Origin of the sequence: Paraburkholderia caledonica (assembly GCF_000383275.1) — a bacterium.
In the GTDB taxonomy this organism is placed as follows: domain Bacteria; phylum Pseudomonadota; class Gammaproteobacteria; order Burkholderiales; family Burkholderiaceae; genus Paraburkholderia; species Paraburkholderia caledonica.
Genome location: NZ_KB911041.1, coordinates 156,559 through 171,796, shown reverse-complemented (window position 1 = coordinate 171,796; position 15,238 = coordinate 156,559). Strand labels below are relative to the sequence as shown.

Below are 15,238 nucleotides of genomic sequence, written 5' to 3'. Positions count from 1 at the left end.
CTAATCCGCCGCTGTGCCGGTGACAACGCGGATCGGCTCGAGCGCCTCGCGCAGTGCATCTGGCAGGCTCACTGGACGGCGAGTGACGCGATCCACGTACACATGCACGAAGTGGCCGTGCGCGGCGGCTTCGTCGCTGCCTTCCTTGAAGAGTCCCACTTCGTAACGCACACTCGACGTGCCGAGCCGCGTCACTCGCAAGCCCGCTTCGACGCGCTCCGGGAACACGAGCGGCGCGAAGTAGTTGCAATGCGTCTCGACCACCAGCCCGATCGTTTCGCCGCGCTCGAAATCAAGCACGCCGGCGCGGATCAGATACTCGTTCACCACCGTATCGAAGTAGCTGTAATAGACGACATTGTTCACGTGACCGTAGACGTCGTTGTCCATCCAGCGCGTGGTGATGGCGAGAAAGTGCGGGTATGAGCTTCGTGACGCGGCGGCGGGTTTGGACATTGGGGTGGCTGGGTCGCTTGAGTGGTGGTGTCGGGGTGCGGTCGGGTTTGGGGCGATGCCTGCCGTTGCCGTATTTGCGGCGCCGCTGTCCGGCTCGCCGACGTTACCGGCGATCGGGCCGCTCACGACTATTGCCCCGGCTTGTCGACGAATTCGAACGGCAAGCCGCGCCGCCGCATCCATTCGCCGAGCGCCTGCCCGGTGCCGGCGCGCCATGGCCGCAGCTTCGCCGGCTCGACCAGCCGGTACTCGAGCAGTTCCGGCGACAGAGAGATCGTGCCGTTTGCCTTCACGTGATACGCGATGATCAGTTCGTTCTTGCGAATGAATTCATACACGCCGATCAGTTCGACCGACTCGGCATGCAACGACGTCTCTTCAAGCACCTCGCGCGCAATGCCCTCTTCCGGCGTCTCGCCGTTTTCGAGGAAGCCCGTGATCAGCGCAAAGACGCCCTCCGCCCACGCAGCATTGCGCGCGAGCAGAATTTTGCCCTCGTATTCGACGATCGCCGCGACCACCGGCAGCGGATTGTTCCAGTGCACGTAGCCGCATCCGGCATCGGGACAGGTCTGGCGGATGCGCCCGCCTTCGTGCTCGGCGTCGGCGCGCTCCGTCAACGGCGTCGCGCAGCGGGGACAAAATCGGTATTCGGTCATGGTGAGGTGACTTGGAGGTTCGGTCTTTGCCGGCGCGGCGCGCTGGCGGCGTTGCGGTGTTGCGGCTTACACGGCTTCCCGGCTTCCCGGTTTGCACAGCGGACGAACTTTACGCCGCGCACAACTCGCGGACTTCGGTCGCGAAACGCTCGACCGTTTCGGGTTGCGTGTCCCACGCGCACATCAACCGGCAGCCGCCCGCGCCGATAAACTCGTAGAACTTCCAGCCGTGCGCACGCATGGCCTTCGCGGCTTGCGCGGGCAACTGCGCGAACACCGCGTTCGACTCGCGCGGGAACATGATGCTGACGCCCGGAATTTCCTGCAACCGCGTTTGCAGCAGTTGCGCCATCGCGTTCGCGTGACGCGCGTTGCGCAGCCACACGTCGTTATCGAGCAGGCCGAGCCACGGCGCAGAAATGAAGCGCATCTTGGAAGCAAGCTGGCCCGCCTGCTTCAGTCGGTAGGCGAAGTCGGCAGCGAGCGCGCGGTCGAAGAACACCACCGCTTCGCCCACCGGCAAGCCGTTTTTGGTGCCACCGAAACACAGCACGTCGACGCCCGCGCGCCAGGTGATCTCGGACGGATGCACGTCGAGCGCGGCGACCGCATTCGCGAAACGCGCGCCGTCCATATGCACCTTCAGATGACGCCGCTTGGCGATTGCAGCGATCGCGCGCACTTCCTCGACGGTGTAGACGGTGCCGACTTCGGTCGACTGCGTGAGCGTGACGACCTTGGGCTTCGGGTAATGAATGTCGGCGCGACGCGTGACGACCGCCTCGATCGCATCGGGCGTGAGTTTGCCGCCGATGCCGGGCGCCGTGAGCAGCTTCGAGCCGCCAGAAAAGAACTCGGGGCCGCCGCATTCATCGGTCTCGATGTGCGCGAGTTCATGGCAGATCACTGAGTGGTATGACTGGCAAAGCGACGCAAGCGCAAGCGAATTGGCCGCCGTGCCGTTGAACACGAAGAACACTTCGCAATCGGTCTGGAACAGTTCGCGCAGACGGTCGCATACCTGATTGGTCCAGGAGTCGTCGCCATAGGCCGGTTCGTGGCCGCTGTTGTTGGCGGCGATCAGCGCATGGAGCGCTTCGGGACAGATGCCGGCGTAGTTGTCGGACGCGAAATGTTGCATGGTGAGCAGCGCGGCCGGCGACAGACGCGCGGGGATGACGGAAAGCCGTCATTTTAGTGCTAGAGGGCGGGATTTGTTTTTTGAGGGGGTGCGGTTTTGGGGTTGAGCGTGGGTGGTTCGAGCTTGGGGGGCAAGCGTGAGGTTTTTGCGTGGGATCGCGGAAGGGGGTTGTTCGAGGATATTCGCTGGCGAGAATGCAATCGGAGCACGCGGGCAGCGCGTTGTCCGGTCACCGGTCTGCGCGACCGTCGGCAGATTTACCAAGTTATCCGACGCCGGTGTCCAAGGACAAGTATGCAACCGAAGGGCGCGACGGCGCGTTGTCTCGTCACGGGGCTGCGCGACCGTCGGCAGAGTTACCAAGGCGTCCGCCGCCAGTCTCCAAGCGAGAGTATGCAACCGGAGGACGCGACGGCGCGTCGTCTCATCACCGGGCTGCGCGGCGGTCGGCGAACTTACCGCAGGTGTCCAACCGCGGCTTTAACCGCAGCCGCACTCCGGCATGCGCCCTCGCCCGCGAGGCATTCTGGCGACGGCTACAAGACCGCCCGCCCCCAGCAACAACACGCCGGCCGCCAGCCACAAAGCCGGCGAAAACGAGCCGGTATGCGCGGCGATCGGCGCGGCGACGAGTGGTCCGATGATCTGGCCGAGGCCGTAGGCGGCAGTGGCATAGCCCATGAGGCCGGCCGCGTCGTCGCCGCGCAGACGCCGTGCCTCGCGCATCGCGAACAAGGTAATTGCAGTAAAGGGCACGCCGATCAGAATGCTTCCGAGTGAGAAGCCGCCCGCGGTCGGCCAGACAATGCCGAGCGCGATACCGCAGGCTTGCAACACGTAACTGCCGGCCAGCAACACGCGATTGTCCAAGTGCAACGGCAGCCGCGCGGCCAGCAATGCACCGACAATCAACGCGGCGCCGAACATCGGCCAGAACAGATCGGGCCACGGCGAGCCGGGCAGCGCATGGCGGGCGATAACCGGCAGAAACGTCGCGGTAATGATGTATCCGAAGCCGGGCACACCGTAAAGGACGACGAGCCAGAAAGCGTCCGCGGGATGGCTGCGACGCTCGTTGCTCACGGTCGGGCGGGTTGCGTGGCCATAGTCGCTTCGCGCGGCGGCGTTGGGCGTTGCCGGGGCAGGGCTGGGCGCTACTGTTGCATGTGCGGTTGCAGCGGCGGTTGCAGCGGCGGAGACGTTTGCTTCGATGGCGTCAGGCGCGGCGGTGGCAAAACTCTTTGCCGTAGTTACGCCGGAGTTCGCGGCAGCCAGACCCTCCGGCGCCGCCGTTGGGCCGCGCGTCGCCGAGCCAAAGCTGGATGTACGTGGTTGGCCGGTGCGTTGACCGGCGCCTCCTACCGTTCCAGTGAACGATCCGCTAGCCGGCCTTTCTCCCATCGCCTTTTCATTGACTAAAGGCGCAGAGCGGCGATGCGCATTCTCAGCACCCGAACCGGAAGCGGCCGACGCGCCGAACGCGGACCAGACCACCACCGTGAGAACCGCCGAGATCAAGCCAAAGCCGATCCAGCCCACCGTCGCGCCATAACCGCCCGCCGCGCTGACCAGCAAGCCGGTTCCAACGATGCCCACGCCCGGCCCTGTGTAAATCACGCCGCTCCATGCAGGCTGACCAAGTTCCGCGAGCCGCCGCAGGCCCCATTGCGACGCGAACACGAAAGTCCAGGCGCTCACCGCTCCGGCGATGAACCGCACCGCGGCCCACACCCAGAACTGACTCGTGACGCCCATTGCCAGTGTCAACAAAACGGTCAGTACCAGCCCCGAGCGCACCATCCGGGCGGGCTCGACGCGCAACGCCGCGCAGGTCAAAGCGCCGACGAAATAGCCCGCGTAATTGAACGACGCCAGCCAGCCGCCGTGCTGGATGTCGATCGGCGGCTGACCGAACACGCCGCCGCCGTGCAGCATCAGCGGCAACAGCGGTGTGAACGCAAACCGCCCGACTCCGAGCGCGACGGCCAGCGTCACCATACAGGCGAGCGCTGCGCGCCGGGCGGCATGGGGTTCCGCGGACATGAATTGGGCTTGGGAAGCAGAATCGTTCATGGATGGCCGTTGAAGGAAACGCACGCGACATGCAGGAAGCCGCGCGGCAGCTCACATGAGCTGCGGCGCGGTCGGCCCCATGCCGACCAGCATGCGGGCGGCGCCTGAGCCGAAGCTGTATCCATATTAGCTTGACGATTTGATCATGGAAAATGAATAATTTGGATACCATCCATCGCGAGGAGAGAATCGTGGACCTGGCAGCCTTGACGATTTTTCGGGCAGTCGTGCGCGAAAACGGCGTGACCCGCGCCGCCGCGAAGCTCAATCGCGTGCAATCGAATGTCACCACCCGCATCAAACAGCTTGAAGAGCAGCTCGGGGCGGATCTCTTTATCCGCGACGGGCGACGCCTCGTGCTGACGCCCGCCGGGGAGACGCTGCTGCCGTACGCCGAACGGCTGCTCGCTCTTGCCGACGAAGCACGCCACGCGGTGCGCGCCGACCGTCCGAGCGGGCGGCTGCGTCTGGGCACAATGGAAAGTGTCGCGGCAACACGTCTTCCCGGGTTGCTCGCCCGCTATCACCAGCAATGGCCCGACGTCGCACTTGAACTCGAAACCGGTACGACCGGCAAGCTGATCGAACGGGTGCGCGAATTCGAAGTGGACGCCGCTCTCGTGGCAACACCACTGGACCCGGCGGCGCTTGGCGACTTGTTCGAGACTGTGCCGGTGTTCAGAGAGGAACTGGTGATGCTGACGCCGCGCGGCCATCGGCCCATTCGCGGAGTGCGCGACATCGCGCTATCGACGCTCGTTGCGTTCGAGCGCGGCTGCGCCTACCGGGCCTACATCGAGAAATGGTATCTGGAGCACGGCGTGAGGCCGGCGCGGGTGCTGGAACTCGGCTCGTATCATGCGATCGTGGCTTGCGTGGCCGCGGGCGCCGGGGTGGCCGTTGCGCCCCGCTCGGTGCTGGGACTGCAAGCGGACGCGAGCAACATCGCTGTGCATGACTTGCCCGACATCGGTGTGATCGAGACATTGCTCGTTTGGCGACGTGGGCATTTTTCGTCGGCCCTCAACGCGCTTAAGCAGACTCTGGTCGCGCAGGAGAGCGCTGGGGTTGTGACGGTGGAGGTGGCTGCGGGTGCAGGTTCAGATGCTGATCCAGGCGTGCGCGCTGACATGAGCGCTGGCGTCGCCTGATTTTTCGCTACAACGCTGGACACTCAGCGAGTATCTGAAATTGGCCGGTAGACGCGTCACGCCGCCGTGTCTCGCTCCCCCAACGGTAGGCCCGAAACGCTAACCGAACGCCGACGCAGCCAAAAAAATTGGGTCACCCGCCACGCCGACAATCCGGCGCACCGCGTGACCCACTTCAGATCTTTTCAACGAGGTTCGGCTCGATCCAGCCCATAACGGCCGGATCGAAACCCGATCAAAGCTGCGCTTCGACCCACCCCTTCACACCAGCAAGCGCTGCGGGCAGATTTGCCGGCTCGGTCCCGCCAGCCTGCGCCATATCCGGCCGACCGCCGCCCTTGCCGCCCACCTGCTGCGCGACGAAGTTGACGAGCTCGCCCGCCTTGACCTTCTTGCTCGCGTCCGCGGTGACGCCGGCGATCAGGCTGACCTTGCCGCCTTCGACTGAAGCCAGCACGATCGCCGCGCTCTTCAGCTTGTCCTTGAGCTTGTCCACCGTTTCGCGCAGCGTCTTCACATCTGCGCCTTCAAGCGTGGCGGCCAGAACCTGCACGCCGGACACTTCGATCGCCTGACCGGCGAGTTCGTCGCCCTGGCTCGACGCCATCTTCGACTTGAGCGCGCTCAGTTCCTTCTCAAGCTGCTTCACCTGATCCTGCACCTGGGTGATGCGCTGCGTCAGTTCGGACGGTTGAGCTTTCAGCACGGCCGCCGCGGCATTGATGCGCGCGTCGAGATCCTGCACGAAGCGCACGGCGTTGTCGCCCGTGATTGCTTCCACGCGACGGATCCCTGCCGCCACACCGCCTTCCATCACGATCTTGAAGAGACCGATGTCGCCGGTGCGTTGCACGTGCGTGCCGCCGCACAACTCGCGGGAGAAGCCGAGGTCGAGCACGCGCACTTCGTCGCCGTATTTCTCGCCGAACAGCGCCATGGCGCCGCCCTTCACCGCTTCGTCGAACGGCATGACGCGCACGATGCCCGGTGCGTTCGCCAGCACTTCGGCGTTGACGATTTCTTCGACGCGGCGGATCTGCTCGTCTGTCATTGGCGCGTTGTGCGCGAAGTCGAAACGCGTCTTGTCCGGATCGACGAGCGAGCCTTTCTGCTGCACGTGGGAGCCGAGCACTTCGCGCAACGCCTTGTGCATAAGGTGCGTGGCCGAGTGGTTGCGGGCCGTGCGGGCGCGGCGCACCGCGTCGATTTCAGCCTTGACGACGTCGCCCACCTTCAGCGTGCCCTGTTCGAGGGTACCGTGATGACCGACCACGTCGGCCTGCACTTTCAGCGTGTCGGATACCGCAAAGCGCACGCTCGCGTTGGCGAGCAGGCCCTGATCGCCAACCTGGCCGCCCGACTCTGCGTAGAACGGAGTATGGTCCAGCACGACAACGGCCTGCTGCCCGTGTGTGACTTCCTGCACCGAAGCACCATCGACATAAAGCGCGACAACCTTCGCGTCGTCGAAGATTATTTCTTCGTAGCCGTGGAACGTGGTTTTCGCGCCCGAATATTCGAGCCCTTGCGCCATCTTGAACTTGCCCGCTGCGCGAGCCTGTTCGCGCTGACGCGCCATGGCTTCATCGAACGCTGCTTCGTCTACCGTCACTTCGCGCTCGCGACATACGTCGGCGGTCAGGTCGAGCGGGAAGCCATACGTATCGTGCAGCTTGAACGCAAGTTCGCCGTCGAGTGTCTTGCCGCCCTTCTTTTCGAGGTCGGCCAGCGCGTTTTCGAGAATCGACATGCCGTGCTCGATCGTCTCGAAGAAGCGTTCTTCTTCCTGACGCAGCACGTCGGTCACGCGCTGTTGTGCGTCCTTCAGTTCCGGATACGCGCCGCCCATTTGCGCGACGAGATCGGCCACCATGCGATGGAAGAACGAGCCCTTCTTGCCGAGCTTGTAGCCATGACGGATAGCGCGACGCACGATACGGCGCAGCACGTAGCCGCGACCTTCATTGCCGGGAATCACGCCGTCGACGATGAGGAACGAGCACGCGCGAATATGATCGGCGATAACTTTCAGCGAGTTGTTCGTGAGATCGCTCACGCCGGTTTCGCGCGCGGCAGCCTGGATGAGCGCCTGGAACAGGTCGATCTCATAGTTGCTGTGCACGTGCTGCAACACCGCGGCGATACGCTCGAGACCCATGCCTGTGTCGACGCACTGCTTGGGCAACGGCGTCATGTTGCCTTGCGCGTCGCGATTGAATTGCATGAACACGAGATTCCAGATCTCGATGTAGCGGTCGCCGTCTTCTTCCGGCGATCCCGGCGGGCCGCCCCACACGTCCGGGCCGTGGTCGTAGAAAATTTCCGAGCACGGACCGCACGGGCCGGTGTCTGCCATTTGCCAGAAGTTGTCCGACGCGTAACGCGCGCCCTTGTTGTCGCCGATGCGGATGATGCGCTCTACCGGCACGCCGACTTCTTTCGCCCAGATGTCGTGCGCTTCGTCGTCTTCGTGATAGACGGTGACCCACAGCTTGTCTTTCGGCAGCTGGTACACGCCCGTCAGCAGTTCCCACGCGTAGTGGATTGCGTCACGCTTGAAATAGTCGCCGAACGAGAAGTTGCCCAGCATTTCGAAGAACGTATGGTGGCGCGCGGTATAGCCGACGTTTTCCAGATCGTTGTGCTTGCCGCCCGCGCGCACGCTGCGCTGCGCGGTAGTGGCGCGCGAATACGGACGCGACTCCGCGCCGAGGAACACATCTTTGAACTGCACCATTCCCGAATTGGTGAAGAGCAGCGTCGGGTCGTTGCCGGGCACAAGGCTCGACGAGCGAACGATCGTATGGCCCTTCGATTCGAAGAACTTGAGGAATTTCTCGCGGATTTCGGCGGCTTTCATAGCGTGCGGGGGACGGTCCTGACTGTTTCCAGACTTTTACCGGCGGCATCGGAAGATGCGCCAACTGTTTGTTTCTTAAACGACTGATTATACGGGATCGGCGGCCTCGCGCGGCGCGCTGCCGCGTGGTCAGCCGTTCGGCCAGGTCGCACCGGGTAGTGTGAGACACAGGACGCGCCAAGCCGCGCATGGGTCCTCGCGTGGCTCTTGGAGCGCTTGTGAGAATTGCGCGTCATTCGTCTTATGACGTTTGGCCGACTGCGCCGGCGCCCGCGAATCGCTTAAGATTGCCCACATACACGGTGCCTTGCGCGCCGGCCGCTTACATAGGAGACATCGACAAACATGGGCGCTCTCAGTCATATCCGCGTGCTGGATCTCACCCGCGTGCTCGCCGGCCCCTGGTGCGCGCAGACGCTTGCCGATTTCGGCGCAGACGTGATCAAGATCGAACGCCCCGACGTGGGTGACGACACGCGGCACTGGGGCCCTCCGTACCTCAAGACGCCCGAGGGCACGGACACGCGCGAGGCGGCTTACTATCTCGCCGCGAACCGCAACAAGCGCTCGGTGACCATCGACATCGCGTCGCCGGAAGGTCAGCGGATCATTCGCGAACTGGCCGCGCAAAGCGACGTGGTGCTGGAGAACTACAAGGTCGGGCAACTGAAGAAATACGGCCTCGATTACGCGTCGCTGAAAGAAGTGAAGCCGGATCTGATCTACTGCTCCGTGACGGGATTCGGGCAGACCGGACCGTATGCGCAGCGGGCGGGCTACGACTTCATCGTACAGGGGATCGGCGGATTCATGAGTATCACCGGCGAGCGCGACGGCCAGCCTGGCGGCGGCCCGCAAAAGGCCGGGGTGGCGATTGCCGATCTCATGACCGGCATGTATTCGACCATCGCCGTGCTCACGGCTCTCACGCACCGCGACCGCACCGGGGAAGGCCAATATATCGACATGGCATTGCTCGACGTTCAGGTCGCCATGCTCGCCAACATGAATTCGAACTACCTCGCGAGCGGTCAGCCGCCAGTCCGCTGGGGCAACGCGCATCCGAACATCGTGCCGTACCAGACGTTCCAGACGAGCGACGGCTGGATCATCGTCGCGGTCGGCAACGACGGCCAGTTCCGCAAGTTCGTCGAGGTGGGCCAACGCCCGGAACTTGCCGAAGACGAGCGTTTCGCGACCAATCCCGCGCGCGTGCGACACCGCGACGTGCTCGTGCCGATCCTCGCAGAGATGGTCCGCTTGAAGGGCAAGCAGGACTGGATCGCGGCGCTCGAGGCAGCCGGTGTGCCGTGCGGTCCGATCAACGATCTCGCCGAAGTGTTCGAAAACGAGCAGGTGGTGGCGCGCGGCATGCAGGTCGATCTGCCGCATCCGTCGGGCGGCACCGTCAAGCTGGTGCGCAATCCGATCAATATGACGGGCACGCCGCCACAAGCGCTCACGCATCCGCCCACGCTGGGAGAGCATACGGAAAGCGTTCTGCGCGACGTACTCGGTTACGGCGACGAACGGATCGCGGCGTTACGCGGGCAATCCGTGATTTGAGAAATGCCCGCTTCCGCGCGGGCTGGCTCTCGTCCCGCGCTCAAGCGGAAGCGCGCAGCGCAGCGAGCCAGCCGCGCGCGTCGTCCCAATCGCCGAGCCCGCTGTCGGCATTGATATGTCCGCGGGGACCCACGTCGATCCAGCGGCTGCCCCACGCGTTTGCGCAGGCTTGCGAGAACGGCACGCCGCCGTACGGATCGTCGCTACTCGCAACCACGATGCTCGCAAACGGCAAACGCTCAGTCGGCACCGGCGCGAATCCGCTCGCGTCCTGCGGGAAGTTCGCTCCAGCGGGATCGGGAACGGCGACAAGCAACGCGCCCGCCACTTTGCCGAGCTGCGCGACGCTCGCATACTGCGTGGCCCAGAACGCGGCCGTCAGGCAACCGAGGCTGTGGGCAGCGAAGACGACCGGACCATCAGCGGCTGCCACCGCTGAGTCGAGCGCGCGGCACCACGCATCGCGCACGGGATAATCCCAGTCAGGCATCTGCACCCTCGCGAATGCGGGATCAAGAGCCTCCCAGCGCGTCTGCCAATGCCCTGCGCCGGAGTTCTGGTAACCCGGCAATACGAGTACGCCCGGCTGTCGTGCGTTCATTGTGTTCCCCGTAGATTTTGTTTTAGCGTGCAATCGCGGCCGACCGCTATCAGCGGTGGCCAGCTGCAACCCGTCGAGCGCTCAACGTATCACACGTCCTGTTCCCATGCCACGTGGATCGGCGGCCGGCTCGGGCGTCGTGCCGTCGATGCGGATCATCTGCACGTCGCCGTTGAACGACTGCCCTTCCAGCGTGTAGCCCAGGTCCTGCAGCGCGGTGGCGAGTTCGCCCGTAATGGGATGATACGGCTCGAAGTAAATCGTCTTGGGCGGCAGTAACTGATGATGAAAGCGCATCGCGGCGAGTGCATCGCCGGGCGGCATATTGAAGTCGTAGAGATCGGTCATGACCTGGAAGATCGACGTGAGAATGCGCGATCCTCCGGGCGTCCCGATCACAAGCGACACCTTGTTGTCCTTTAGCAGGATGGTCGGCGTCATCGACGAAAGCGGGCGGCGGCCCGCCACCACCGTGTTGAGTTCCGCACCCGTGGCAGCCGTGGCACCCGTGGCACCGGTCGCAGCCGTCGCACTGGTCGAGCCAGATGGGCCTGCGGCGCCGGCCTTCGTCACGAAGTCGTCCATCGCGTCATTGAGCAGGAAACCCGCGCCGTCGACCACCACGCCCGAGCCGAATTCGCCGTCGAGCGTCGTGGTGTTCGACACCGCGTTGCCCCACTTGTCCACCACAGAGAAATGCGTGGTCTGCGCTTTTTCGGGTACCGCGTCGCCAAGGCCGGGTTTGACCGGCGTCGCGCCTGGCACTTCGTCCGCACTGACTTCGGAGGCGCGCTGGCTAAGATAGGCGTCGTCGAGCAGCTTATCGACCGGCAGCTTGTACGAATCCGGGTCGCCCAGGTACTGCTGGCGATCGGCGAACACGCGGTCTTCGATCTGCGCGACCAGATGGATATACGGCGCAGAGTTCAATTCGAGCCCGTCGAAAGCCGGCTTCAGATCGGCCTTCATTTTCAGCATCTGGATCAGCCCCACGCCGCCCGAACTCGGCGGCGGCGCCGTCAATACCTGATAGCCGTTCCAGTTTGCAGTGAGCGGCTGACGCCACACGGCCTTGTATTGCAGCAGGTCACCCTTCGTGACGAAACCATGCCCGTACATCTGCTGCGCGAGCAGATCGGCGGTGCGCCCTTCGTAGAACTCACGGCCGCCGTCGCTCGCAATCCGTGTGAGCGTTTGCGCCAGTTCCGGCTGCCGATAAGTGGCGCCGGCTTTCATGCCCGAGAAATAGGCGTCGAAGTTCGTCCTGCCGGCGAAATTCTTCGCCGCCGCGTCACGCTGCTGCTGGAGCCGGGGATCGACCTGAAAGCCTTCAGTGGCGTAGCGGATGGCGGGCGCGAGTACCTGCTTCCACTTCAGCTTTCCAAAACGCTGCTGAGCCTGCCACATACCGTCGACGCTGCCCGGCACAGCCACCGCGCGATGGCCGATGGAACTCATGCCCAGCACGACGTTGCCTTTGTCGTCGAGATACATGTCGCGCGTCGCCTGTTGCGGCGCGCGCTCGCGGTAGTCGAGGAAATACGGCTTGCCGTCGACGAACAGCGTCATGAACCCACCGCCGCCGAGGTTCCCGGCGTCCGGCCGCGTGACGGCCAGCGTGAACGCGATGGCCACGGCGGCGTCCACCGCGTTGCCGCCTGCGGCGAAGATTTGCTGCGCGGCGTCGGCGCTGTAGCGATCCGGCGCGGCCACCGCGGATGCATCGAACACGGCTTTAGGCTGCGGCGTTTTGGCGAACACCGCGGCGGGCGCGACGATGCACGCAGCGAACGTGGCCGATAACGTGGCGGCCGCGATCAATCGCGCAAACGAAGTAAAGGCAAAGGGCGCGCAAGGCGCGTCGTGCGTCAAGATTGGCATCCGAGAAACTCCGGCAACTTAGGGCGCCATGTTGCACGAACGGAAAAAGTCCGAGCAAGGCGAGACGGAACGTGCGGCTTGCGTGAGCGCAGCGCGAGGCGGATGCGCCGCCACGGCGCATCCTGCACCGTTCTTGAATGATCGGCAGGCGCCGACGTGGCCGCCCGGGGCGGCGCGCGGCGGCCTGACGGCAAAGCGCGTTTCTTGCGCCCGCGCAGACCCGCGCCGACCGGCATGCTAAGTCGCTGTCAGGCGCGGAACAAAACGATTTACCTCCTGTTACAGCCGGTCTGCGCATCGAACTGCGCCCGAACTGCCGCGCGAGTCCCCGCATAACTCGCGGCGCGGCGCGCCATGAAAGCCGCTCGAACGTCGGCTGCGCGCCGCACTCGCCTGCCGCATCGTGCCTCGTCAGGTAGAATTGTCGGATAAGTGGGCGTATTGCGCGCCCCCGACAGACTTTCACCATCTCGCATGAATACCGAACGCAACGACGCGCCAGCGGCATCCAATTTCATCCGCAACATCATTGACGACGACAACCGTACCGGCAAGTGGGGCCAGCGCGTCGAAACGCGCTTTCCGCCCGAGCCGAACGGCTATCTGCACATCGGTCACGCCAAGAGTATCTGCCTGAACTTCGGCGTGGCGCGCAGCTATGGTGGCGTATGCCATCTGCGCTTTGACGACACCAATCCGGAAAAGGAAAGCGTCGAATACGTCGATTCGATCATCGACGCCGTGCGCTGGCTCGGCTTCGAGTGGCAGAAAGACGGCAAGGAACACCTCTACTACGCGAGCGACTACTACGACAAGCTGTACGAATTCGCCGAGTTGCTCATTCAGCGCGGCAAGGCGTATGTCGACAGCCAGTCCGCCGAGGAAATGCGCGCGAACCGCGGCTCGGCTACCGAGGTCGGCACGCCCTCGCCCTTCCGCGAGCGTTCGGTGGAGGAAAATCTGGACCTGTTCCGCCGCATGAAGGCGGGCGAGTTCAAGGAAGGCGAGCACGTGCTGCGCGCGAAGATCGACATGTCGTCGCCGAACTTCAACATGCGCGATCCGGTGCTTTACCGGATCCGCTTCGCGCATCACTACCGCACGGGCGATAAGTGGTGCGTGTATCCGATGTACGACTACACGCATTGCATTTCGGACGCACTGGAAAACATCACGCATTCGCTGTGCACGCTCGAATTCGAAGACCACCGTCCGCTGTACGACTGGATTCTGAACGAGCTGGCCGAAGCGGGTATCTTCACGCGCCCGCTGCCTCAGCAAATCGAATTCTCGCGTCTGAACCTGACGTACGCGATCACCAGCAAGCGCAAGCTGCTGCAACTCGTGAACGAAGGCCACGTGGATGGCTGGGACGATCCGCGCATGCCGACCATCGTCGGCGTGCGGCGTCGCGGCTTCACGCCTGAGTCGATCCAGTTGTTCTGCGAGCGTATCGGCGTGACGAAGGTCGATTCCTGGATCGACATGAGCGTGTTCGAAGGCGCACTGCGCGACGATCTCGACGAAAAGGCGCCGCGCATCGCCGCCGTGCTCGACCCGCTGAAACTGATCATCGACAACTTCCCTGAGGGCCTCACCGAGCCGTGCAGCGCGCCGGTGCATCCGCATCATCCGGAACAGGGCATGCGCGAGTTTCCGATTTCGCGCGAGCTGTGGATCGAGCGCGACGACTTCACCGAAACCCCGCCGAAGGGCTATTTCCGCCTCTTCCCGGGCAACAAGGTGCGTCTGCGCTACGGCTACGTGATCGAATGCACGGGTGCGGAGAAGGACGAGAACGGCAACATCGTCGCGGTCCATTGCAACTACTTCCCGGACAGCCGCTCGGGCACCGAGGGCGCGAACAACTACAAGGTCAAGGGCAACATTCACTGGGTCAGCGCGGCAGCCGCGTGCCCGGCCGAAGTGCGAATTTACGACCGCCTCTTCAAGGAACCGCAACCGGACGCAGGCGGCCGCGACTTCCTCGAAGCGCTGAATCCCGACTCGAAGCGCGTGGTCAACGCCTACCTCGAACCTGGCGCGCACGGCACGTTGCCCGAACAGCGCTATCAGTTCGAGCGTCACGGTTACTTCGTCGCGGACCGTGTGGACTCGCAGCCGGGCAAGCCCGTGTTCAACCGGATCGTGAGTTTGCGCGACAGTTGGGGCAAGCCGGCGTAAGCGGCGAAGCCAACGGCTAACGGCTAACGGCTAACGGCAAGTCGCCGCTTCAGAGGGCGTTAGCCGCGCACCAATGATCGACCAGGGCGTGCATCTGTTTCATCGGATGCACGCCTTTTTCTTTGTGCGTGCCTTCTCGCGTCGGGAATCGTCAGCAGAAGCGCTGCCGCGCCGCTATAGCGACCGATGCAATTCCGTCAGTGAAAGCGTGGTTTGAAAGAGCCGCGCGAGGCTGCGGCTCGCGTACTTTTCCACTTCGTCGGGCGCGGTCCAGCGATAGGCATCCATCTCGGGAATCAGCTTACCGTCCGAGCGGCGCGGAAAAAGCGACGTGCATGTGTAGGAACTCAGGTCGAGTTCATCGACGGTGGCGCGCGCTGCGAACAGATGCAGATCCTTGTCGCGCCGGTAGACAAAGAGGCCCAAATCCTTCAGACGCTCCGGCCCGATTGCGACTCCGGTCTCTTCGACCATCTCGCGCAGCGCGGTGACGTGCGGGGCCTCGCCTTCCTCGCCATGACCTTTCGGAATGTCCCAGTGCGATGTCTCGGTGGCATGCGCGAGCAGCACGCGGCCTTCGGGATCGAGTAGCACGATTCCGCACGAGACGATCCGCGGACTCATCGCCGCCCCGACCCAGTCCGACTCACCGCATCCGTGCGGGCT

Annotated in this window: 11 protein-coding genes; 3 read left to right on the top strand and 8 right to left on the bottom strand. The window is 63.9% G+C overall.

The features are described 5' to 3' along the window. The 4 genes from H281_RS0122900 to H281_RS0122885 all read right to left on the bottom strand — a co-directional run bounded on the left by H281_RS0122900 (window position 1) and on the right by H281_RS0122885 (window position 4,329). Window positions 1–456 (bottom strand): acyl-CoA thioesterase, encoded by a 456-nt coding sequence (locus H281_RS0122900; protein ID WP_027804867.1) that lies wholly within the window; start codon window positions 454–456, stop codon window positions 1–3. Between the two features lie 128 nt (window positions 457–584). Beyond that, the gene (locus H281_RS0122895; protein WP_020069473.1) at window positions 585–1,115 is read right to left on the bottom strand and encodes an NUDIX domain-containing protein; all 531 of its coding nucleotides are present in this window, start codon (window positions 1,113–1,115) and stop codon (window positions 585–587) included. A 109-nt stretch (window positions 1,116–1,224) separates the two neighbouring features. After that, window positions 1,225–2,256, bottom strand: coding sequence for a threonine aldolase family protein (locus H281_RS0122890; protein ID WP_020069472.1), 1,032 nt, complete (start codon window positions 2,254–2,256; stop codon window positions 1,225–1,227). Between the two features lie 480 nt (window positions 2,257–2,736). After that, a complete protein-coding gene (locus tag H281_RS0122885; protein ID WP_027804866.1) occupies window positions 2,737–4,329 on the bottom strand; it encodes a YbfB/YjiJ family MFS transporter in 1,593 nt (530 codons plus the stop codon). 191 nt (window positions 4,330–4,520) lie between these two features. Between H281_RS0122885 and H281_RS0122880 the strand changes: the two genes are divergently transcribed. After that, on the top strand, window positions 4,521–5,480 hold the full coding sequence (locus H281_RS0122880; protein ID WP_020069470.1) for a LysR family transcriptional regulator: 960 nt from the start codon (window positions 4,521–4,523) through the stop codon (window positions 5,478–5,480). A 235-nt stretch (window positions 5,481–5,715) separates the two neighbouring features. Here the strand turns inward: H281_RS0122880 and alaS are convergent, their stop codons facing one another. Further along, window positions 5,716–8,340, bottom strand: coding sequence for an alanine--tRNA ligase (gene alaS, locus H281_RS0122875; protein ID WP_020069469.1), 2,625 nt, complete (start codon window positions 8,338–8,340; stop codon window positions 5,716–5,718). A 345-nt stretch (window positions 8,341–8,685) separates the two neighbouring features. Here alaS and H281_RS0122870 point away from each other — a divergent pair, with 345 nt between their 5' ends. Beyond that, the gene (locus tag H281_RS0122870; RefSeq protein WP_020069468.1) at window positions 8,686–9,906 is read left to right on the top strand and encodes a CaiB/BaiF CoA transferase family protein; all 1,221 of its coding nucleotides are present in this window, start codon (window positions 8,686–8,688) and stop codon (window positions 9,904–9,906) included. Window positions 9,907–9,946: 40 nt separating this feature from the next. Here the strand turns inward: H281_RS0122870 and H281_RS0122865 are convergent, their stop codons facing one another. Continuing rightward, window positions 9,947–10,507 carry an RBBP9/YdeN family alpha/beta hydrolase gene (locus H281_RS0122865; protein WP_020069467.1) on the bottom strand — a complete coding sequence of 187 codons (561 nt, stop codon included), beginning with the start codon at window positions 10,505–10,507 and terminating at the stop codon, window positions 9,947–9,949. Between the two features lie 81 nt (window positions 10,508–10,588). Next, window positions 10,589–12,388, bottom strand: coding sequence for a gamma-glutamyltransferase (gene ggt, locus H281_RS0122860; RefSeq protein ID WP_020069466.1), 1,800 nt, complete (start codon window positions 12,386–12,388; stop codon window positions 10,589–10,591). 474 nt (window positions 12,389–12,862) lie between these two features. Here ggt and H281_RS0122850 point away from each other — a divergent pair, with 474 nt between their 5' ends. Next, complete coding sequence (locus tag H281_RS0122850; RefSeq protein WP_020069464.1) at window positions 12,863–14,572, top strand: glutamine--tRNA ligase/YqeY domain fusion protein; 1,710 nt, start codon at window positions 12,863–12,865, stop codon at window positions 14,570–14,572. A 174-nt stretch (window positions 14,573–14,746) separates the two neighbouring features. Here H281_RS0122850 and H281_RS0122845 read toward each other — a convergent pair whose 3' ends face one another. Then, a complete protein-coding gene (locus tag H281_RS0122845; RefSeq protein WP_020069463.1) occupies window positions 14,747–15,196 on the bottom strand; it encodes an NUDIX domain-containing protein in 450 nt (149 codons plus the stop codon). Between the last annotated feature and the right edge of the window lie 42 nt (window positions 15,197–15,238).